Annotated in this window: 17 protein-coding genes and 1 pseudogene; 6 read left to right on the forward strand and 12 right to left on the reverse strand. The window is 71.4% G+C overall.

What is annotated here, in order from left to right; all coding sequences use genetic code 11:
- Window position 1: 1 nt before the first annotated feature.
- The 5 genes from ACU6P3_RS26480 to ACU6P3_RS26500 form a co-directional block, all read right to left on the reverse strand.
- Window positions 2-1522, reverse strand: a complete 1521-nt coding sequence (locus ACU6P3_RS26480) for a Wzz/FepE/Etk N-terminal domain-containing protein (RefSeq protein WP_447194407.1) — start codon at window positions 1520-1522, stop codon at window positions 2-4.
- Window positions 1519-2919 carry a YveK family protein gene (locus ACU6P3_RS26485; protein WP_447194408.1) on the reverse strand — a complete coding sequence of 467 codons (1401 nt, stop codon included), beginning with the start codon at window positions 2917-2919 and terminating at the stop codon, window positions 1519-1521. The genes ACU6P3_RS26480 and ACU6P3_RS26485 overlap by 4 nt, the downstream gene beginning before the upstream one ends.
- Complete coding sequence (locus ACU6P3_RS26490) at window positions 2916-4196, reverse strand: glycosyltransferase family 4 protein (RefSeq protein ID WP_447194409.1); 1281 nt, start codon at window positions 4194-4196, stop codon at window positions 2916-2918. The genes ACU6P3_RS26485 and ACU6P3_RS26490 overlap by 4 nt, the downstream gene beginning before the upstream one ends.
- Window positions 4186-5511 carry a nucleotide sugar dehydrogenase gene (locus ACU6P3_RS26495; protein ID WP_447194410.1) on the reverse strand — a complete coding sequence of 442 codons (1326 nt, stop codon included), beginning with the start codon at window positions 5509-5511 and terminating at the stop codon, window positions 4186-4188. Before ACU6P3_RS26495 ends, ACU6P3_RS26490 begins: the two co-directional genes overlap by 11 nt.
- Window positions 5512-5584: 73 nt before the next feature.
- Complete coding sequence (locus tag ACU6P3_RS26500) at window positions 5585-7063, reverse strand: sugar transferase (RefSeq protein ID WP_447194411.1); 1479 nt, start codon at window positions 7061-7063, stop codon at window positions 5585-5587.
- A 554-nt stretch (window positions 7064-7617) separates the two neighbouring features.
- Here ACU6P3_RS26500 and ACU6P3_RS26505 point away from each other — a divergent pair.
- The 3 genes from ACU6P3_RS26505 to ACU6P3_RS26515 all read left to right on the forward strand — a co-directional run bounded on the left by ACU6P3_RS26505 (window position 7618) and on the right by ACU6P3_RS26515 (window position 8782).
- Window positions 7618-7878, forward strand: a complete 261-nt coding sequence (locus ACU6P3_RS26505) for a ribbon-helix-helix domain-containing protein (RefSeq protein ID WP_447194412.1) — start codon at window positions 7618-7620, stop codon at window positions 7876-7878.
- Window positions 7875-8318 (forward strand): PIN domain-containing protein, encoded by a 444-nt coding sequence (locus tag ACU6P3_RS26510; RefSeq protein ID WP_447194413.1) that lies wholly within the window; start codon window positions 7875-7877, stop codon window positions 8316-8318. Before ACU6P3_RS26505 ends, ACU6P3_RS26510 begins: the two co-directional genes overlap by 4 nt.
- 317 nt (window positions 8319-8635) lie before the next feature.
- Complete coding sequence (locus tag ACU6P3_RS26515) at window positions 8636-8782, forward strand: hypothetical protein (protein ID WP_447198198.1); 147 nt, start codon at window positions 8636-8638, stop codon at window positions 8780-8782.
- Window positions 8783-8838: 56 nt separating this feature from the next.
- Here ACU6P3_RS26515 and ACU6P3_RS26520 read toward each other — a convergent pair.
- A pseudogene (locus ACU6P3_RS26520) lies at window positions 8839-9087 on the reverse strand (cytochrome P450); the annotation flags it as partial.
- A 256-nt stretch (window positions 9088-9343) separates the two neighbouring features.
- Here ACU6P3_RS26520 and ACU6P3_RS26525 point away from each other — a divergent pair.
- Window positions 9344-10663, forward strand: coding sequence for an IS630 family transposase (locus ACU6P3_RS26525; RefSeq protein ID WP_447198078.1), 1320 nt, complete (start codon window positions 9344-9346; stop codon window positions 10661-10663).
- A gap of 180 nt (window positions 10664-10843) precedes the next feature.
- Entirely contained in the window at window positions 10844-11599 is a 756-nt protein-coding gene (locus tag ACU6P3_RS26530; protein WP_447194414.1) for a dienelactone hydrolase family protein, read from the forward strand.
- A 148-nt stretch (window positions 11600-11747) separates the two neighbouring features.
- Here ACU6P3_RS26530 and ACU6P3_RS26535 read toward each other — a convergent pair whose 3' ends face one another.
- Both ACU6P3_RS26535 and ACU6P3_RS26540 read right to left on the reverse strand, forming a co-directional pair.
- Window positions 11748-13232 carry an MFS transporter gene (locus ACU6P3_RS26535; RefSeq protein WP_447194415.1) on the reverse strand — a complete coding sequence of 495 codons (1485 nt, stop codon included), beginning with the start codon at window positions 13230-13232 and terminating at the stop codon, window positions 11748-11750.
- Window positions 13233-13459: 227 nt separating this feature from the next.
- Window positions 13460-14950 carry an FAD-dependent monooxygenase gene (locus ACU6P3_RS26540; RefSeq protein WP_447194416.1) on the reverse strand — a complete coding sequence of 497 codons (1491 nt, stop codon included), beginning with the start codon at window positions 14948-14950 and terminating at the stop codon, window positions 13460-13462.
- A gap of 331 nt (window positions 14951-15281) precedes the next feature.
- On the opposite strand from ACU6P3_RS26540, the gene ACU6P3_RS26545 reads away from it, so the two are divergent.
- Window positions 15282-15941: a ScbR family autoregulator-binding transcription factor gene (locus ACU6P3_RS26545; protein WP_447194417.1), complete on the forward strand. Its 660-nt coding sequence runs from the start codon at window positions 15282-15284 to the stop codon at window positions 15939-15941.
- A 166-nt stretch (window positions 15942-16107) separates the two neighbouring features.
- Here ACU6P3_RS26545 and ACU6P3_RS26550 read toward each other — a convergent pair whose 3' ends face one another.
- The 4 genes from ACU6P3_RS26550 to ACU6P3_RS26565 all read right to left on the reverse strand — a co-directional run bounded on the left by ACU6P3_RS26550 (window position 16108) and on the right by ACU6P3_RS26565 (window position 21312).
- Window positions 16108-17436 carry an enolase C-terminal domain-like protein gene (locus ACU6P3_RS26550; protein ID WP_447194418.1) on the reverse strand — a complete coding sequence of 443 codons (1329 nt, stop codon included), beginning with the start codon at window positions 17434-17436 and terminating at the stop codon, window positions 16108-16110.
- 40 nt (window positions 17437-17476) lie between these two features.
- A complete protein-coding gene (locus tag ACU6P3_RS26555; RefSeq protein ID WP_030744987.1) occupies window positions 17477-18814 on the reverse strand; it encodes a gluconate:H+ symporter in 1338 nt (445 codons plus the stop codon).
- A gap of 214 nt (window positions 18815-19028) precedes the next feature.
- Window positions 19029-19976 carry a 5-dehydro-4-deoxyglucarate dehydratase gene (locus tag ACU6P3_RS26560; RefSeq protein WP_447194419.1) on the reverse strand — a complete coding sequence of 316 codons (948 nt, stop codon included), beginning with the start codon at window positions 19974-19976 and terminating at the stop codon, window positions 19029-19031.
- Window positions 19977-20130: 154 nt separating this feature from the next.
- Window positions 20131-21312: an L-talarate/galactarate dehydratase gene (locus ACU6P3_RS26565; protein ID WP_447194420.1), complete on the reverse strand. Its 1182-nt coding sequence runs from the start codon at window positions 21310-21312 to the stop codon at window positions 20131-20133.
- Window positions 21313-21427 lie beyond the last annotated feature (115 nt).

Below are 21427 nucleotides of genomic sequence, written 5' to 3' on the forward strand. Positions count from 1 at the left end.
CCTACCGCGCCTCCTGGTCGATGTCCGGGACCCGTGTCCATGACGGCCGCTCCGTCCACGCCCGGCCCGGCGCGTTCTCCCGGGCCGGCCGCTCGTGGTGGCCGCGCAGCGCGGTGTGCAGCCCGTCCCACAGAGTGCCGTCGGTCCGGTCCCACGGGTCGGGGTCGATCAGCACCACACCGATCACCGCGACGCGCTGGTCCGCGAGTTGCCGCGCCACGGTGTGCAGCCATGCGGCACTGCCGTGTCCGGCCCGCACGACGAGCACGGTCCGCGTGCCGAGGTACTGGAGGTCGGTCCACGCCGTGCCGGGCGCGACCGAGCCGACACCGAGCCGGCGCTCCTGATCCGACACGGCCGCGGCACGCTCGCCGCTGACCACGGTGGGGTCTCCCGGTTTCGGGCGGCGCCTGGCGAGCTGCGGGCCGGGCAGGCCGTCGACGACGACCAACGGCCCCTCCGCCGCCAGCGCCCCGGCGACGTCCAGGGCGATCACGCTCGTACCGCGCGCACAGCCCAGCTCCAGCAACGACACCGGTTCCGCGGAGCCGCGCACGGTACGGGCCAGGCTGGTGGTGAGCCGCTCGCGTGCCACCCGGGTCCGTCGGCGCCGCCACAGTCCGCCCGACCGGTGGGGCAGCTCCGCGATGACCGAGGCGCCCAGGTTCGCCGCGATGTCCCGGCGGAGCACGGGGCGGTCCGCCACCACCGTGTGGACCGCGGCCAGCGCGAGCCCGAGGACGAGCCCGAGGACGAGTCCGATCGCGGCGTCGGTGGCGGCGGCCTTGGGCAGGGAGTGCCGCACCGGGCGCGGGGCGTCCACGATCTGCGTGCCGGCGACGACCTTGGGCGTGCCCGTCCGGGCCTCCGCGGCGCGCTGGTCGAAATCGGCGATCCGCGAGTTGAGCTCGGCCCGGCGGGCGAAGAGCGTCTCGACGCCCGCCGACTCCCTCGGGTCGCTCTCCGTCTCCGGCGACCGGACGCCGATCTCCTTGTTGACCTCGGCGAGTTCGTCCCGCATACGGTCACGCTGGTCGAGCAGGGCCTTGGCCTCGGCCGCCGCGGTTTCCCGCATCCGCCGCACATGGTCCGCGACGAACGCGTCGGCCAGCGCCTTGGCGCGGGCCACCGCGTCCTCGTCGCTGGAACCCGCCACATCGATCTGCAACAGGTTGTTGGTCAAGCCGGTGCCCCGGTAGTCCCGCAGGAAGTCCTCCGGGGCCTCGGAGGACTTGAGGGACCGCAGGGCCTTGTCGGCGATCCGCGTGGTCCCCAGCACGGCGACGTCGGTGCGGATCAGCGTTCCCATGTCGTTCGGCTGGTCCTCCGCGTGCGCGACCAGCACCTTGGTCACCGCGCTCGGCGGCGGGGGCAGCAGGACCGCCACCGCCACGCCGGCCAGCAGTCCCAGGAGCGCCAGGGAACACCAGAGGCGGCGGCGTCTGCGCACCGCCACGACCAGCGACCGCAGGTCCAGCAACGGAGCGGCGGCCGACGACTCCGGCGTCGTGCTCGTCGTCACCCTGAATCTCCCGTCGCGCGACCGTGAACCGCGAGCGCCACAGTGGGGTGGTCCTCAGTGTGGTCGGCGGACCGCGTCGGGCGGGCCCGGACCGGGCCGGCGACGACAACGCCGACGACCTCGTGCCTGCCGTCCGCGCACGCCTCGGCGATGCCGCCGACCTCCTCCGCGGTCCAGTTGCCCGCGCTGAGGACGACCAGGGCGCCGGACTCCGGGCCGCGGTCCGGCACCGTCGGCCGGTCCACCGGGACCTCCACCACCCGCAGCACGGGGTACCCCCTGCCCGCAGAGGCCGGCGAAGGCTCGCTCCTGGCCTCGGCGACGAGCTGCCCGGCGGCCCGGCGGGCGATCTCGTCGCCGTCCGGTACGACCACCAGCAGCCGCCGCGGGGCCGGCAGCTGTTCCCGGAGGCGCGCGCAGACCCGCCGGTAGCGGATCCGCCTGCCGGCCTCGTCGCGGGACCGCTGCGGGGCCGGTGTGTCCCACCGGGTGTCGACGCCGAGAAGCCGCCGGATCCGGGCCCGCGGGCCAGGGGCTCCCGGCTGGTGCGCGCCACGTTCCTCAGGTACGTCGACGGTGCCGAGGAGCACCGAGCCCAGCGCCGCGGCGATCTCCGGTCCGGCGCGCAGCCGGCGATTCATCCGCGCGGCGGTGAGATGGCCGACGACCGCGACCAGGAAGAACAGCAGCGCCCCGCCGACGACGAGCTGCGTCGTCGTCGGCGGCGCCTCGTCGCCCGGCCGGGCCGCCGGTCCCATGACGACCATGCCCGCCTTGTTGTTCGCGGGGGCGGCCTGGTCCAGCTTCGTCATGGCCTCCTCCAGCGACGTGCGCAGCTTCTCGAGCGCGGTGCGGGCCTGCACGCCCTCCACGGTCCGCCCCGGATCGGCCGCGTTCGCCAGGTCGGTGATGCGGCGGCTGGTCTCGTCGACCTTCTTCCGCAGCGCCTCGGGCGCCGCGGTGGCTTCGGAGCCGGTGCCGCCGCCGGTGATCCGCGCGGCGAACTCGACGAATTCCCGGGCCGCTTGGTCGGAGAGCCGCTGCGCGCGCTCCGGGGTGTCGGCCGTACCCGAGATCTTGATGATGTTCCCGTCGGCGGCCTCGGCCGTCACCCGGTCCCGCAGCTCGTCGCCGCCGACTCCGCTCCAGCCGAGCTCGGCGGCCGTGCGGTCGGCGACCGACGAACTGGTCGCGATGTCCACCTGGGTCAGCAGCTCGCGCTCTTCCCACTGCCCGAGCAGCAGTACCGACGCCGACGCCGTGTACCGCGGCGGGAACAGCACCGCCGACGCGCCGTAGCCGACGAGCGCGCCCAGCACGGTGAGGACGGCGAGAAGCCGCCAGCGCAGGCGGAGGATCCGCCCGATGGTGGCCAGGCGGATCGTGTCGTCGTTCAACGCCGCGGCCTCTTCCCTGGTCGGCCCGGATCGCCCGCCGACACCGGAGCCCGGTCACCGCAGGCAGCGGCGTAGGCGGCGAGCAGCGACGCCTGCGAGTTCCGCCAGGACAGCCGCCCGTTGATCCGCTCCTGGCCGATCCGGCCCATCCGGGCCCGCCTCTCCGGATCGTCGAGGAGCAGCGCGATCTGCTCGGCGAACGCGGCCTCGTCGTTGGCGGGCGCGTAGACGGCGGCGTCACCGGCGGAGACGCGCGCCTCCCGGAGGTCGAACGAGACGATCGGCCGGCCCATCGCCATGTACTCCAGGACCTTGTTCATGGTCGACACGTCGTTGAGCGGATTGCGCGGGTCGGGGGACAGGCACACGTCCGCGGTGGACAGGTAGCGGATCAGGTCGGCGTCCGGAACGCGCCCGGTGAACCGCACCTGCCCGGAGAGCCCGAGCCGCCGGGACAGCTCCACCATCGCGTCGAAGGCGTCGCCGGCGCCGACGAACACCGCGTGCCAGTCGGTCCGCCCGAGCTCGTCGCGCAGCTTCGCGAGCGCCCGCAAGGCGTAGTCGACGCCGTCCTGCGGGCCCATGACGCCGAGGTAACACAGCAGATGGGGCTTGCCGCGCTTCAACTCCGGTTCCGGCGGCACCGGTCGGAACCGGTCGGTCTGGGGCGCGCTGCGCACCACGAACACGTCCTCCGGCCGCCGGCCGCCACGGCGCACCGCGACGTCCCGGTAACTCTCGTTCGTGGCGAGCACGACGTCCGCGGCCCGGTACGTCAGCCGTTCCAGCGCGCACACGGCGCGGTAGAGCAGGTCCTCGCCGCGGCCGAACCGGGAGAGGTACAGCTCCGGCACCAGGTCGTGCTGGTCGAAGACGAACCGCGCGCCGCGCCGCTTCAGCCACCGTGCCGGCAGGAACAGCAGGTCGGGCGGGTTGCAGGCGTGGACCACGTCGACCGGGCCGATCCCGCGGGCCAGCCGGACCGTGTGCCACAGCGCCGATCCGTACTCCCGCAGGTAGCCGGCCGGTCCTCCGGTGGCCGCACGCAACGGGTAGCGGTGGATCCGCACCCCGTCGATCTCCGCCTCCGGCTCCGTGTCCCGCTTGCTCCCCCGGGGACAGATGACGTGCACCGTCCAGCCCGCGTCGCGCAGCGTCGTGCACTCCTGCCACACCCGCCGGTCGAACGGCACCGACAGGTTCTCCACCAGGATCAGCGCACGCCGGCCCTGCCGCTCGTCGCCGGCCGTGTCGCCGAACGATGTGTCACCAGGCAAGGCCCACGTACCCCGGTTCGGCCCGGCGCGCCTCGGCGTCGGGAAGGCGGACGAGATCGACGATCACCGGGCCGCCGCTTCGGGGCAGCGCCGACAGTACGGCCGGGTCCCTGGTCCCGACCAGGCACACCTCGGCGTGGTCGAGCACCTCGTCGACGGAGTCCGCGAGCAGCTGCGCGAGGTGCGGCAGCCGGGTCTCGATGTACTCGCGGTTCGCGCCGATCAGCCGGGACAGGCTCACGTTGGCGTCGTGGATCCGCAGGTCGTACCCCTTGCCGAAGAGCCTCTCCGCCAGCTCGACGAGCGGGCTCTCGCGGAGGTCGTCGGTGCCGGGCTTGAAGGACAGCCCGAACAGGCCCACCCGGCGCCTGCCGGTGCGCTCGACCAGGTCCACCGCGCGCTGCAGATGGTCGGAGTTGGAGGCCAGCACGTGGGAGAGGATGGGCACCGAGACGTCGGCCCGCCGCGCCGCGTGGACCAGGCTGCGCAGGTCCTTGGGCAGGCAGGAGCCGCCGAAGGCGAAGCCGGGCCGCAGATAGGCGGGACTGATGTTCAGCTTGCGGTCGGCCAGGAACACGTCCATCACCTGGTGCGAGTCCACCCCGAGCGCCTGGTACACCGCGCCCAGCTCGTTCGCGAAGCCGATCTTGAGGCCGTGGAACGCGTTGTCCGCGTATTTGATCGCCTCGGCCGTCGGGACCGGCACCCGGAACACCTCGCCGGGCAGGCCGTCGTAGAGCGCGGCCACCGCGTCGCCGCTCGCCGGGTCGAGCTCGCCGATGACGGTCTTGGGCGGGTCGAAGAAGTCCCGCACGCTCGTGCCCTCGCGCAGGAACTCCGGGTTGACCGCGACCCCGAAGTCCACCCCGGCCGTGCCGCCGACGTACTTCTCCAGAATCGGTACCAGCAGGTTCACGCACGTGCCCGGGAGCATGGTGCTGCGGAACACGACGGTGTGCCGCACCCCCCGCTCGGCCCCCTCGGCCAGCGCCGCGCCGATCTGCTCGGTGACCCGCTCCAAGTACGTGGTGCACAGGCTGCCGTTGGCCTCCGACGGTGTGCCCACGCAGACCAGCGACACGTCGCTGCCCATGATCGCCTCGCGGACGTCGCCGGTGGCGCGTAACGCCCCGGTCCGCGCGACCTCGGCCGTGAGCTCGCCGATCCGCTCCTCGACCACCGGGGCCTTGCCGTCGTTGACCAGGTCGACCTTCACCTGGTTCACGTCCACCCCGATGACCTCGTGACCCAGGCTCGCCAGGCACGCGGCCGACACGCAGCCCACGTAGCCGAGCCCGAAAACGCTGACTCTCATGACTCGTTCCTCCCCCCAGACAGGCCCCTCTGGCCTGTGGTCCGTGCGCCGACCGGACAATTCCCCCCGCGTATCAGTAGGCCCCCCGCCCCTGGAGCACCGCACGCAGCGTCTTCCACAAGATCACTGTGTCGAGGGCGAGCGACCAGTCCTCCACGTACCGCAGGTCGAGGCGGACGGCCTCCTCCCACGGCAGGTCGCTGCGCCCGCTGATCTGCCACAGTCCGGTGAGCCCGGGCTTGACGAGCAGCCGCCGCCGGATGTCCGGGCCGTACGCGGCGGACTCCTCCGGCAACGGAGGCCGCGGACCGACGAGCGACATCGATCCGGTGAGCACGTTGAAAAGCTGCGGGAGCTCGTCGATCGAGTACCGGCGCAGCACCGCTCCCACCCGGGTCACCCGCGGGTCCCGGCGGAGCTTGAACAGCAGCCCCGCGCCCTCGTTGCGGTCGGCCAGGACGGCGCGTGCCCCGTGCGCCCCGGTGACCATGGTGCGGAACTTGAGGATGGTGAACTCGCGGCCGTCCTTGCCGACCCTGCGCTGGCGGTAGAACGCCCCACCCCGGCTGTCCGCCAGCACGAGCAGCCCGACGACCACCATCAGCGGCGCGAACAGCATCAGCAGGATCGCCGCGCCGATCCGGTCGACGACCTCTTTGACCGCCCGGCGGCCCCCGGTGAAGGCCGGCATGCTGACCCGCAGCAGCGGGATCCCGAGCACCGCGTCGATGTGCAGCCGCGGGCCGGCCACCTCCATCAGAACCGGGGCCACGACCATCTCGGCGTCACTGCCCTCCAGGTTCCAGGCCAGCCGTTGCAGCCGGTCCGGTGACCAGTGCGGGTCCGGTGTGACCGCGACGACCCGGTAGCCGTCGCGGCGGACGTGGCCCGCGACGTCCGCCAGCGGGCCGACGACCGGCACGCCGTCCAGTTGGTCACCGTCGATCCCGAGACCGTCCGTCGTGCACACGGCGTCCACCCGCCAGCCGAGGTGCGGGAACTTGCGGGTCCGGGTGATCAGGTCGTGCACGGTGGCCGGGCTCCCGGCGGCGAGCACCGGTCTCAGGCACCGTCCTTCCTTCCGCTGCTTGTGCAGCCCAAGGCGCAGCAGATACCGCGAGGTCATGGTGACGAGCGCGATCGCGGGGACCGCGACGAAGATCCATAACTTGATGTTGCGCGAGGTGAGGGCGATCCCGCCGAGGGCCAGTACGACGGTCGCCGCGAACAGCGAGCGTCCGAGCCGGCGGAATTCCTCGGCTCCCTGGCCGAGCACGGCCGGAGCCCACGCCCGGCTCACCGCGAGCGCCCCCAGCACCAGCAGCTCGGTGCCGAATGCGAGGATTCCCCACTTCTCGTGCCAGTTGGCCGCGTCCCGGGCCCCGAAGAAGTTGCCGATCGTCGCCACCACGAAGGCGGTGGCCACGGTATCGCTGGTGATCACGGTGCGCTGGTACCGCTGCTCCCAGTCGATCGCGGGCCGGCTGCTCGCCCCGTCCGCCAGACGCCCGCGCGCCGACGGAAACGGGCTGACTAATCCCCCTTGCCGCACAGAACCCCCCAAGGTCCCCAGTGGTTCGACGTGTTCGCCTCACACTGTTCTGCTCGGGAGGCCCCCGCCCCCCGCACCGCTCCTCCCCTCGGGAGGCCCCCACCCCCCGGCCGCACATGACAGACCGGCCATCGCAGAGCTACCTGAACACCCGCCCCGGCGGCGGCGGACTCCCCTGCCCCGCCAGGCTTTCGTGGTGCGCGGGAACCCGCCGGAACCCGGGGTGCTCCCCGCACCCAGGGCCCGCTCTCGGGCTCCGAGAACTGATCACCCCGACATCTGGCGCCGGGGACGCGACAAGCTGGCTTTACATGGTGTCGGACCCATAGATCATCATTGGTCGCCTCATGTCCGAACAGCTGAAGCACGGTCAATCTAGACCATCGGGACCCGAATGAAGAGAGGGTGTGTGGAATTTGTGCTCAAGCTTTGAGGCTTGATCCACCGATTGGTGAAGACGTGCGGGCGCCTTGCCGTCACCGCGCCCCCAGCAGTCCGCCCGGCCCCTGGGTGGATGACATACGTCAATCTGGTACATACGCTAGTCTTGGTACATGTCCATGAAGCGAACCAATGTCTACGCCGACCCGGAAGACCTGGCCATCATCAAAGAGGCGGCCAAGCGGCGCGGTATAAGCGAGGCGGAGATCATCCGTGAGGGCATCCACCTCGCGGCCATGGCCAACCGCGTCTGGAGCGAGCCTCTCTTCTCCCGCACCTTCGAAGGGGCCGGTCGCACTCTCGGCAAGCGCAAGGTGCGTGACACGGTCGCCGACGCCGTACTCGCCGAGACCGATACGGGTACCGCCTCGTGATCATCGTGATCGCGGACACGTCCGGGCTCCTCGCGGCGCTCGACTCCACTCATCCTGAACACCAGGCGTCGAACGAAACGATCATGGCTGCGGGCCTCCTGGTGATGTCCCCGCTGCTGCTCGCCGAGATCGATCACGTCGCCACCCGTGAACTCGGCCGGGATGCGGCGCTCAGCGCGGTCGACGACATCCGACACTGGATGCGCCGGGGGCGAATCGCCGTGCCCGAGATCACAGAGGACCACTTGGGCGTCGCCCAGTCCGTACGCGCGCGCTACCGCGATCTTGACCTCGATCTCACGGACGCGGTGAATGTCGCCCTCGCCGCTGATTACGACACCGACGCCGTGCTGACTCTCGACCGTCGCGACTTCCGGGCTGTGCGGCCACTGGGACGCCACAAGGCATTCCGGGTTCTGCCCGACGATCTTCCGCTCTGATGCCGACGGTGTCCGGTCGTGGCCGGCGCGGTTCGAGGCGGAGGGTGGACTCGCGGGCGAGGACGTCACGACCGCCGGCGCGAGCAGGACGGCGGAGCCGGCCAGAGCCGCTCGTCGAGCGGGCGGCGATGTGGGCGGCCGCGTGGCCGGTGGAGGCGGCGATGGCGGTCAGGGGCACCAGGTGCTTGCCGGCCCGTTTCCCCCGGACGTCGAGGAGCGGCGATAGCCCAGGGCGCCGCCGAGACCGCTGATGGTGCCGAGCGTCAGACCGTCCGGGGACCAGGACGATGTCACCCACGTGCCCCTGCAGCAGGTCGATGAAACCGAAGAACGCGCCGCCCAGCGTGGCGATCACGGCGGTGCTGAACGGCGGCAGCTGCCCCCGGCGTACCGACCGGCAGACGCTCTCGTGGCAGGTCTTCAACGGCGCGGCCACGGTGTGCGCCGTGCAGCGGACGAACTGACGCGCCCGCCGGCACAGCGCACTGGCCGTTCCGCGCCGACCGGGGGATCGGTCCGCGTCCCAGGTGACCGGCAGGCGGTGCACGCCGTAGATGTTCATGTCGGTCCGCAGCGGCACCTCCTCGGGCGGTACGGCGAGACGCAGCGTGGGGAACCGTTCGAGCAGCGCGGGCAGGGCCACCGTCAGCTCGACGCGCGCCAGTTGCCGTCCCAGGCACTGGTGGATGCCGTGTCCGAAACCCAGGTGTCCCGTGGCCCTGCGGCGCAGGTCGAGGACGTCGGGGGAGGGGAACCACGCCGGGGCGCGCACCAGATTGGCGCCGTGACTAGTGCCCCTCCCGGCAACGTTTGCCCCGTCGCGACGCCCGGCACGCGCGCTCGCCGCGTTGGCCAAAAGCCCAGGTAGCTCCGCTACATGGACTTCTGACCGCCTTGCGATCACACGCACCGGACGCCGCTCCTTGACGGGCAAACCTTGCCGGTCGCGGCACTAGTGTGATGCGCCAGAAATCCTGATGGTTAGTAAGTACCCTGTTGGCATGTCGCATTCGGGGCCTTCTGCTGTGGCGGTCACGTTGTCCGAGGCTGAGCGCGCCGAGTTGGTGCGCCGGACGAAGATGCCGCACCGGCGCTCGGCCGAGAAGGCCCGCATCATCCTGGCGTGTGCTGACGGCATGTCGAACGCGGGTGTCGCGCGGCTCGTCGGTGTCCAGGCCAAGACGGTCGGCAAGTGGCGTCGTGCTTTCGCCGCAGAGCGGATGGCGGGGCTTGAGGACGCCGGCTGGGTCGGCCGGCCGAAGGCCGATCTGATCCTCGACGATGCTGAGCGCAGGCAGCTGCAGCAGTGGGCCCGGCAGGCGAAGACCGCCCAGTTCCTCGCGTTACGGGCCAAGATCGTGCTGCGCTGCGCGGAGGGCGGGACGAACCAGCAGGCCGCGGCCGACCTCGGTATCGACAGGTCAACCGTGGACCGCTGGCGGGCCCGGTTCATCGCGAAACGCCTCGATGGCCTGCAGGACGAGCCGCGCTCGGGCCGGCCGCCTTCGATCCTCCTCGACCAGGTCGAGGAGGTCGTCGTGGCCACCCTGGAGTCGCTCCCGGGCCGGGACACGCACTGGTCACGGGCCTCGATGGCCCAGCGCACCGGCCTGTCGAAGTCGACGATCGGGCGGATCTGGAAGCGGTTCGACCTCAAGCCTCACCTGCAGGACTCCTTCAAGCTGTCCACCGATCCGCAGTTCGTCGCCAAGGTCGTCGACGTTGTCGGCCTGTACCACCACCCGCCCGAGAAGGCGGTCGTGCTCTGCGTGGACGAGAAGAGCCAGATCCAGGCGCTGGACCGCTCCCAGCCAGTGCTGCCGATGATGCCGGGCATGCCCGAACGCCGCACCCACGACTACCTGCGGCACGGCATCACCAGCCTGTTCGCAGCCTTCAACATCGCCGACGGCACCGTCATATCGGCACTTCACCGCCGCCACCGGGCGATCGAGTTCAAGAAGTTCCTGATCCGGATCGACAAGGCGGTGCCCGCCGGGCTCGACGTGCACCTCGTCTGTGACAACTACGCCACCCACAACACTGCCGAGATCAGGACGTGGCTCGGCAAACACCCCCGCTTCCACGTCCATTTCACCCCCACCGGCTCCTCCTGGATGAACCAGGTCGAGCGGTGGTTCGGCCTGCTGACCGACAAGCTCATCCGCCGCGGCGTCCACACCTCCGTGAAGGCACTGGAGAACGACATCACCGCGTGGATCGACACCTGGAACGAGAAACCGCGCCCCTTCACCTGGACCAAGACAGCCGACGAGATCCTCAAATCCCTCGCCGACTACCTCACCAAGGTCGGAACCACCGCCCCGAAAACAGAGCAGAACTAACCATCAGGATTTCTGGCGCATCACACTAGTCGCTGTGGCGCCATGTGGTGTCAGGTGGTGGGGCGTGGTGGCGTTGGCGAGGGAAGCCCGCCGATGGTTCGCCGTGATCGTCTCGCCCTGCGGGGCGGGCCGATACGCTTGCCCGCCTCACCGCGAGTGCCGCTGAAAGGAAGCCCCCCCATGACCGCCGTACGAGGAACAGCCGTGGAGGTCCCCACTCAGGACGGCGTGGCCGACGCCTACCTGGCGCACCCGGACGACACCGCCCGCCACCCGGCCGTCCTGCTCTACATGGATGTCTTCGGGATCCGGCCTCACCTGCGGGGGATGGCCGACCGTCTGGCCGGGGCCGGTTACACCGTGCTGGTGCCGAACGTCTTCTACCGCGACGGCGCCGCCCCGCTGGTGGAACTGCCCGAGTTCATCGAGGCCGGGACGCGTCCGGACATCTTCGAGAAGCTCATGCCGATCGCGGGAGCGCTCACCCCCGAACTCGCCATGCGCGACGCCGGCTCCTACCTCGACTGGCTGGCCGCCTGTCCGCGGGCCACCGACGGACCGGTCGGCATCACCGGTTACTGCATGGGCGCGGTCCTGGCGTTGCGTACCGCGGGCACCTACCCCGAGCGCATCGCCGCGGCGGCCGGCTTCCACGGTGGGAACCTGGCCACCGAGGCGCCGGACAGTCCCCACCGGGTCGCCGACCGGGTCACCGCCGAGCTGTACTTCGGACACGCGGACCAGGACCAGTCGCTTCCCCCCGAGCAGATCCGGCGTCTGGAAGCGGCCCTCGACCAGGCCGGTGTCCGTCACCGCGCGGAGGTCTACGCGGGCGCGCACCACGGCTATACGCAGGCCGACACCTCCGCGTACGACGCCAAGGCCGCCGAACGCCACTGGACGGCCCTGCTCGATCTTTTCGGCCGTACCCTCTGACCCGGGACGGCGGCGACGGGCACGCCGCCCATGTCGCGGCCACCGTCCGATTCCCTGGAGTGCGCCGTGGAGTCCGGCCGGCGAGGCCGAACGGCCGGGGCTCCTCGGCGGGTTCGCGCCGACGGGCCCCGGCGAAGGGGATACCTCGCTACGCCTCGGCCTTGGCGGCCTCGGCCGGCTCGGCGGGGCCCGGGGCCGCCGGCGTCGCCGTCGCCTGTCCGGCGCTCCGGCGCGGGATGAAAGCGGCGAGGGTGAAGGAGAGGAGCGCGGCGCCGGCGCCGAGGGCCAGGACGGTGCGGAAACCGTTCTGGGACGGCACGGACACGGGGCCGAGCGTGGTGGTCATCTGGGCCAGGATGACGCCGGCCAGCGCGCTGGCGACCGAGGTGCCGATCGACCGCATCAGCGTGTTGAGGCTGTTGGCGGCGCCCGTCTCGGACCGGGGCACGGCGCCCATGATGAGCGCCGGCATCGCACCGTAGGTGAAGCCGATACCGCAGCCGATGACGCAGGAGACGAGCACCAACTGCCAGACCTGGTCCATCAGGACGATGTTCAGGCCGTAGCCGGCGGCCACGATCAGCGCACCGGTCATCAGTGTGATCTTCGGGCCCTTGGCCTTCGAGAGGGCGGCGGAGACCGGGGCGATGGCCAGCATCACCAGCCCGGAGGGCGCCATGACCAGGCCGGCCGCGAGCAGGGACTGCCCCAGGCCGTAGCCGGTCGCCTCGGGCAGCTGGAGAAGCTGCGGAAGCACCAGGGACATCGCGAACATCGAGAAGCCGAGTGCTATGGAGGAGAGGTTGGTGAACAGCACCTGGCGGCGGGCGGTGGTGCGCAGGTCCACCAGCGGCTGAGGCGTGCGCAGTTCGAACAGGCCCCACACCAGCAGGATGACGACGGCCGCCGCGAAGAGCCCGAGCGTGGTGCCGCTGCCCCAGCCCCAGTCGGCGCCCTTGGAGATCGCCAGCAGCAGGCAGACCAGCCCCGCCGCCATACCGATGGCGCCGACCAGGTCGAAGCGCCCGCCGGTGCGCACCTTGGACTCCGGTACGAGGGTCAGCACGAGCACGGTGGCGACGGCCCCCAGACTTCCCGAGGCCCAGAACAGCGTGTGCCAGTCGAAGTTCTCGGCGATGAGCGCGGCGGTGGGCAGGCCGAGCGCGCCGCCGACGCCCAGGGACGCGCTCATCACGGCGGTGGCGGACGCGAGCCGTTCGGCGGGCAGTTCGTCGCGCATGATGCTGATGCCGAGCGGGATCACGCCGCCCGACAGGCCCTGGAGGAGCCGCCCGACGATCAGCACGGGCAGGGACTCGCTGAGCGCCGCGGTGACCGACCCGGTCACCAGCAGGACCAGACTGATCAGGAGCAGGCGGCGCTTGCCGAACATGTCGCCCAGCCGCCCCGCCATCGGGGTGGCGACGGCGGCGGCGAGCAGGGTGGCGGTGACGGCCCAGGCGGTGTCCGACGCGGGCGCGTCGATCAGCCTGGGGAGTTCCGGGACGATCGGGATGACGAGGGTCTGCATCGTGGCGACGACGATCCCGCTGAAGGCCAGGACCGCCACGATCGCACTCGACCGCGGCGCCGACGCCGCCTCGTCGGGCGGTCCGGAATGGGTGTGGGACATGGTCGGGCCTCCGTGTGGGCGATCACTGAGTGGCAGAGAAGAGATAACCCAATTGTTTGACTTAAGCAAGTTAAGTCAAATCCGGCGGGTGTTCGGTGCGGCTTTGGCGCTGATTGTCCATCGCTTCGCTGCGGCAGTTGGCGTCCCGCCAGGACAGTCGACGTGCTGCCGCGTTCCTCACCCACGGGACCCTCACCGGCGGCACCCGCGGAAGCGCGTGCTCCCGTTCACCGGGTGCCGAACCAGTCGGTGAGCGCGCCCTCGAGGTCGTCGCCGTCGGCGGCCCAGCCGACGTAACCGTCCGGTCTGACCAGCAGCGCCTCGCTCGGCAGCGCGGTTTCCGCCCGTACGCGCACGGTGCGCAGGGTGTCCGGCCGGCTCTCGGCCGCTGTGGCGAGCGAGGCGTCCGCGTCGGACGCGAGCAGCAGCAGGGGGCGGCCGTCGCGCAGGAGGCGGATGACGTCCGTGGGGCCCTCGTCCTCCGTGACGAGCGGCAGGTTGGGCAGGAAGCGGCCCTCCCACGCGGAGGATTCCGGCGAGCGCGGCCGGTACGAGGTCTCCTGGGCGCTGATCATGCCGCTGAGCAACGCGCGGCCGTCCTCGGTCTCCAGAACCTCGGCCATCAGGGACCGCAGTGCGTCGGTCTCCGGCCCGGGGCGCATGAGCGCCAGTTGGGCACGGGTGTTGTCGACCAGTCGGGACGCGACCGGGCGGCGTTCGGCGTCGTAGGTGTCGAGCAGGTGCTCACCCGCCCGGCCGTGTACGGCGTGCGCCAGTTTCCACGCCAGGTTGAGGGCGTCCAGGAGCCCGGTGCTCATTCCCTGGCCGCCGACGGGGAAGTGCGTATGGGCCGCGTCACCCACCAGGAAGACCCGGTCCTGGCGGAACCGCCGGGTCAGGAGCGAGAAGTCGCTGAACCGGGTGAGCCCGAGCGGGTCGTCCATGCCGATGTCGGCGTCCGCTATCCACGCCACCTCGCCGCGCAGTTCCGCCAAGGTGACCGGGGCGTGCCGGTCGGGGTGGGCCCGGGTGCAGTCGAGGGTGCGCACCAGGTGGCGGCCGTCGGCGTCGGGCCGGCTGATGATCCAGCCGCGGGGCGTCCGCTGCCAGCCGGGCTCCGGGCGGGCGGGGCCGGTGAGCCGGACGAGGCCCATCAGCGCCGAGACGGACGCCGGTGAGGTGTCGACCGGGAAGCCGCACCGCGCGCGTACCGTGCTGCGGGCACCGTCGGCGCCGATGAGGTACGCGGCGTCGAACGTCCGGACGCCGTCGGGCGCCTCGGCCGTGACACGGACACCGCGCGGGCGAGGTGTGAGGTCCACGACGCGGTGGCGGCGCAGTATCCGGGCGCCCCGGGCGACCGCGGCAGCCTCGAACTCCCGCTCGTACGCGGCCTGGGCGCGTTTCAGCACAGGGGCCGGTTCGCCGTCGGGGGCCTCGATGGACAGCCCCGGGATGCCGGCGAAATGGAAGGGCTGCCTCGTGGCGCCGGCCGGCCGGGTGCCGCTCCGATAGCCGCGCCGCGCGAGGGATTGCGCGGCACGGGCGTGCACCGTGCCGGCCTTCGGCTGCTCGTCGGTGGCTTCCTTGCTCTCCAGCAGGAGCGTGTCGACGCCGAAGCCGGCCAGCTCCGCGGCGAGCAGCATGCCGACCGGCCCGCCACCGACGACGATGACATCGGCGGCGATGGCATCGACAGGGGACATCATCGGTCCCATACGTCCTCCTCGGCCGGCCCGGCCTGCCGGATCGTTCCATCGACCGGCATGGACGCGACCATCGTTCCCCGTGATGTCGTGGCCGGACAGGCGCGGCCGACGCGGAAAAATACGTACCGGCGGGTTTGCTTTACCGATCGGAGTAGGGTCTGTGAAGCGAACAAAGCGCCACTTTTCCAACGTAGTTGAGGTTCATGGAGGGGGCTCCGCGCCGTGAGAGATACGGAAAATAGAACACAGGTGGGCTGGTTCTACCCTGAGGTACGCAAGAAATGAGTCATGCGCGCCCATGGTCGAGCCGGCGTAGAGGGACGGGACGGTACGCCCAGTGGTGAAACAGGACCGAGCGATTCGCACCCGCCGGGCGATTCTTGAGGCAGCGGCGGCCGTCTTCGACCAGAAGGGATACGAGGCCGCGAAGCTCACGGACATCCTGGACCGGGTCGGCATGACGAAGGGAGCCCTCTACTTCCACTTCGCGAACAAGGAGGCGCTGGCCGCCGCCGTGCTGGAGGCCCAGGTCAGGGAGACCCCGGTGCCGGCGCCCCAGGCGTACAAGGTCCAGGAGTATGTGGATACTGGCCTGATCTATACGCATCTGCTGGCCACGGACCCGCTGCTGCGGGCCAGCGCCCGGCTCTCGCTGGATCAGGTGCACGGGCTCAACCGCAGCTACCCGTACATCGACTGGGTCGAGCGGAACACCAAGCTGCTGAGCGAGGCCAAGGACCGCGGCGAACTCCTGCTCCACGTCGACCCGGCGGAGACGGCCCGGATCACCGTCGGGGCGTACGGCGGCATGAACGCGATGGTCGCGGCGCTGACTCCGCGGCTGAACCTGGAGCGCGAAATACTCGCTCTCTACCGGCACTTGCTGTCCGGGATCGCCGTACCCGCGGTGCTGATGGAGCTGGATGTCCGCCCGGGCCGGGGCAAACGGGTCCTCACGGACGCTGTGCGGGCCAACTCCGCGGACGACCGGAGTACCTGACCCGCCAGGCCGCGGCCACGCGCCGGCTCGCGCCCGGACCCGCCCGGTCAGGGACCCGGTCCGGGGCCCTGCTCCGGGCTTGCGGCTCCCGTCCCGGCCCCGGCGTCGGTCCGGCGTCGGCCCGGCCCCGGTCCGGCTCCGGGCCGGCTCCGGATCAGGTGTCGGTTCAGCGCACGAGACAGGGCCGTTTGCCGTCGAAGGTCCAGTCGGGGATCAGGTACCGCATCCCCACCGCGTCGTCCCGGGCGCCCAGGGCCTTCTCCCGGTAGAGCTCATGCGCCGCCAGGAGCCGGTCCATGTCGAGCCGTACCCCGAGGCCGGGCGCGTCGGGAACCGCGATCCGGCCGTCGACGATCCGCGGCGGGGCGGTGGTGAGCCGTTCCAGACCCTCCTGCCAGATCCAGTGCGTGTCCAGGGCGTTGTACTCACCGGGGGCGGCGGCCCCGCAGTGGGTCACCATGGCCAGCGAGATGTCGAAGTGGTTGTTGGAGTGGCATCCCCAGGTCAGGCCCATCGCCTCGCACAGCTGCGCCACCCGTACCGAGCCCCGCATGGTCCAGAAGTGCGGGTCCGCCAGCGGGATCGACACCGACTGCAGGGCCAGCGCGTGAGTCAGCTGCCGCCAGTCGGTCGCGATCATGTTGGTCGCCGTGGGCAGGCCGGTGGCGCGGCGGAACTCCGCCAGGATCTCGCGGCCGGAGTAGCCCGCCTCCGCCCCGCACGGGTCCTCGGCGTAGGCGAGCGTGCCGACCAGCGGCCGGCACAGCTCGACGGCCTCGCGCAGCGACCAGGCGCCGTTCGGGTCGAGTGTGATCCGGGCCTCCGGGAAGCGCTCCTTGAGCGCCCGCACCGCCCGGACCTCCTCACGGCCCTCCAGGACACCGCCCTTGAGCTTGAAGTCGCGGAAGCCGTACAGGTCGTAGGTGGCCTCGGCCTGGCGGACGATGGCCTCGGGGGTGAGCGCCTCCTCGTGCCTGATCCGGTACCACTCCACGTCCGACTCCGGCTCGCGGGTGTACTCCAGGTCGGTGCGGCCGGGGTCGCCCACGTAGAACAGGTACCCCAGCACCCGGACGGACTCGCGCTGCTGCCCGTCGCCCAGGAGCGCCGCCACCGGCACGCCGAGGTGCTGGCCCAGCAGGTCGAGCAGCGCCGACTCGACCGCGGTGACGGCATGGACGGTGGTCCGCAGGTCGAAGGTCTGCGCGCCGCGTCCGCCCGTGTCGCGGTCGGCGAACCGGCCCCCGATCTCGCGCAGGACGCGCTTGTAGTCGCCCACGCTCGCCCCGACGACCAGGGGCTCGGCGTCGCGCAGGGTCTGCGTGATCTTCTCCCCGCCCGGTACCTCGCCCAGGCCCGTACGGCCCTCGGAGTCCGTCAGGACGACCACGTTGCGGGTGAAGTAGGGGCCGTGCGCGCCGGAGAGGTTCAGCTCCATGCAGTCCCGGCCGGCGACCGGATAGACGGAGAACGCGGTGATGGTCGGCTGGCTCATGGCTCGAGACGTCCTTGGTCCGTGTCGGTGGGGAGGGCGGTCATACGTTGAGCGCTTCGAGCGCGGCCTCGACGGCGAGGACGCCGCCGAGGCCCAGGACCGCGAGAGCGGTGGTGTAGGTGGTGCGCGCCTTGATGGCGTCGAGGACCGAGAGGTTGAAGTACTCCTTGAACATCCAGAAGCCCGGGTCGTTGACGTGGGAGAAGGCGATGGACCCGCAGGAGACGGCGAGGACCATCAGCTCGGGGTGGACTCCGCTGCCGTCCAGGAGGGGCTGCACCACGCCGGCCGCCGTCACGACGGCGACCGTCGCGGAGCCGAGGGCGATGCGGAGGATGGCCGCGATGAGCCACGCGAGGAGGATCGGGGAGATGGACCAGCCGGAGGTGAGGTCCTTGATGTAGTCGGAGATCCCGGCCTCGACGAGCACGCCCTTGAAGGCGCCGCCGGCCCCGATCACCAGCAGGATCATGGCCATCGCCTGCGCGGCGGAGGTGCAGGACGCGCTGACGTCCGCCAGCGACCGGCCGATGCGCGGCCCGAACGCCCAGATCGCCAGCAGCAGGGCCAGCAGCAGGGCGATCGGCCCCGCGCCGATGAAGGTGACGAACGGCAGCGCCGGGTTGGACTCGGACACGGCCATCTCGTACACCGCGGAACCGGCGATCAGCACGACCGGGAACAGGGCCACCGACAGCGACCAGGCCATGCTCGGCATCTCCTCGTCGCTGAACGTCCGGTCGGAGACCAGGCCCTTCGGCAGCGAGGGGTTCATCTTCCTGACGAACGGCAGCCGCGGCCACACCAGGGCGATCAGCGCGCCGAACGGCACGGCGAAGAAGAGGCCGTAGAACAGGGTCCGGCCGACGGAGGCGTCGAAGGAGGCGGCGACCGCGGTGGGGCCGGGGTGCGGCGGGAGGAAGCTGTGCATGGTCGACAGGGCGATCGACATCGGCAGCCCGACCCACAGCAGGTTCTTGCCCGTGACCCGGACGATCGTGAACGCCACCGGGACGATGATGACGAAGGCGACCTCGTAGAACATGGTCACGCCGATGAGCATGGCCGTGACCACCATGGCCACCTGGACCCGGCCCACCCCGAAGCTGTCGATCAGCTTGTCGGCTATTCGCTGGGCGGCGCCGGAGTCGCCCATGACGCGGCCGACCATGGCGCCGATGCCGACGACGAGCATGGTGTCGCCGATCTGGCCCCCGACGCCGTCCGCGAGGACTTCCGGGATCTTCTCGTAGGAGACTCCCTCGACCAGCGCGACGCCGACGGCCACCAGGAGGAGGGCGATGAAGCCGTTCAGCTTCAGCTTGGTCATGAGGAACAGCAGGATCAGGACGCTGATTCCGACGATGACGAGAGGCATGTGTCAGTTCCCCTTTGAACTGCGTGTGAACCGCGCTCGGACAGCGGCCTTGTCGGGGTGTGCGCGCCGCGGCCCTCGTCGGTGAGGGCCGGTACGGCGCGGGGCCGGACGGTGTGCGGGTGCGCGGGGCCCGGCCCCGGCGGGAGGTGTGCGGCGGGGTGGGTTCGGCCCGTGGCGCGTGCCACGGTTCAGTCCGTGGCGTGCACCCCGCGGTTCAGCCCGTGGCGCCCACCAGTTCCAGCCCGTCGGCCAGCAGCTTCTCCAGGTCGGCGAGGTCCTCGGGGCCGGGTTCGACCAGCGGCGCGCGCACCGGTCCGACCGGCCTGCCGCGCAGCCGCGCGGCGGCCTTGACCAGCGATACGGCATAGCCCGGCACCCGGTCGCGCAGCTGGACGAACGGGACGTAGAAACCGCGCAGCAGGGCGTCCATGCGCGCGTCGTCGCCGTTCCGCATCGCGGTGAAGAACGCGTCGGCGATCTCGGGCGCGAAGGCGTGCACGGCCGAGGAGTAGGCGGGCACACCGACGGCGGCGTAGGCGCGAGCCTGCACCTCGGCGGTGGCGGCCCCGTTGAAGAACAGCAGGTGCTCCGGAGCGGCGAGGGTCAGGCGCTGGAGCCGGTCCAGGTCGCTGTGGCCGTCCTTGAGGCCGATGACCGTGGGGATCTCCGCGATGCGCCGCAGCCCGTCGACGGAGAACGCCACCTGGTCGCGCTGGTAGGCGATGAGCGGCAGTCGCGTGCCCGCGGCGATCCGGCGCACCTGCTCCACCAGACCGTCCTGCGGGACCTTGAGCAGGTAGTGGGGGAGGACGAGCGCGGCGTCCGCGCCGGCCTCCTCCGCGCGGCGGGCGAACCGCAGCGCCTGCGCCCAGCCGTAGCCGATGCCCGCGACCACCGGTACGCGGCCGTCGGCCACCTCCACCGCGGCGGCGACGACCTGGCCGTACTCGTCCTCGTCCAGCGCGGTGAACTCCCCGGTGCCGCACGCGGGGAAGATCGCGCCCGGCTCGGTGGCCAGCTGACCCGCCAGGTAGGCGCGGTAGGCGTCCAGGTCGAGACCGCCGTCCGGCCGGAAGCTGGTGAGGGGGAAGGACAGCACTCCGCGCGCCATGCCGTCGGCCAGCCGCCGGGCCGTGTCCTGGGCCGCCTTGTTCAGATTCATGAACGGATCTCCATTGACATGTTTATCGTTCATATATGGGAACCGAGATTAGAGGGGTGACCCCGAAGGGTCAATGGGTGTGCGCGGGCCAGGACGCACGCGCGGGGGAAGGCGTACGCGGGGGAGGCGTACGCGGGTCAGGAGCGGGCGTGGGTCAGGAGCGGGCGTGGAACGCCTGCTCCTCCCGCGTCCAGGCGCGGGCCTGCTCGCTGAGGGTGATCCCGAGCCCCGGCCGGGAGGAGACGTGCATGCGGCCGTCACTGATGCGCAGGCGCTCGTTGAACAGCGGCTCCAGCCAGTCGAAGTGCTCCACCCACGGCTCCAACGGATAGGCGGCGGCCAGATGGAGATGGATCTCCATCGCGAAGTGCGGTGCGAGCTGCACCTGCTGATGCTCGGCCAGGGCGGCGAGCTTGAGGAACTGGGTGATGCCGCCGATGCGCGGCGCGTCGGGCTGGATGATGTCCGCCGCGTCGTGGCGCAGCAGCTCCCAGTGCTCGGCCACGCTCGCCAGCATCTCCCCGGTCGCGACCGGGGTGTCCAACGAGGCCGCGAGCGCGGCGTGGCCCTTGGCGTCGTACGCGTCCAGGGGCTCCTCGATCCAGACCAGGCCGAACTCCTCCAGGGCGCGCCCCATGCGCTGCGCGGTGGCCCGGTCCCACTGCTGGTTGGCGTCCACCATGAGCGGCACGTCGTCGCCCACGTGCTCCCGTACGGCGGCGAGGCGGCGCAGGTCCGCCTTGCCGTCCGGCTGGCCCACCTTGATCTTGATGCCGCCGATGCCCTGGGCCAGCGAGGCGGACGCGTTCTCCAGGACCTGCTCGGTGGGCGTGTGCAGGAAGCCGCCGGAGGTGTTGTAACAGCGGACGGAGTCGCGGTGGGCGCCCAGCAGTTTGGCCAGGGGCAGGCCGGCCCGGGTGGCCTTCAGGTCCCACAGGGCGACGTCGAAGGCCGCCACGGCCTGGGTGGCCAGCCCGCTGCGGCCGACGGAGGCGCCCGCCCACACCAGCTTCGTCCAGAGCTTGGCGATGTCGCTCGGGTCCTCGCCGAGCAGAGTGGGCGCGATCTCCTTGGCATGCGCGAACTGCCCGGGGCCGCCGGCGCGCTTGGAGTAGCTGAAGCCGATGCCCCGGTGGCCCTCGGCCGTGCCTATCTCGACGAAGAGGAACGCGACCTCCGTCATCGGCTTCTGCCGTCCGGTGAGGACCTTGGCGTCGCTGACGGGCGTCGCCAGCGGAAGGAAGACCGACGACAGTCTGATCTCGGCTATCTCGTCCAGAGTCGCCTCACCCCGCTGGAGAGCGGCGGGTGTCGTCGTGTTCGGTGTGCTCACCACTTACGGCTCCTCTGTACGGGCGGAGCGACGGCCCGCCCTTCGCGGCGGCCCTGTCGCGGTGTCCCGGCGGGCGAAGCTCTCCCGGCCGTCCCTAGAAGCTAGGTGGTCGAACGAT

The sequence above is a fragment of the Streptomyces hebeiensis genome, assembly GCF_052983195.1.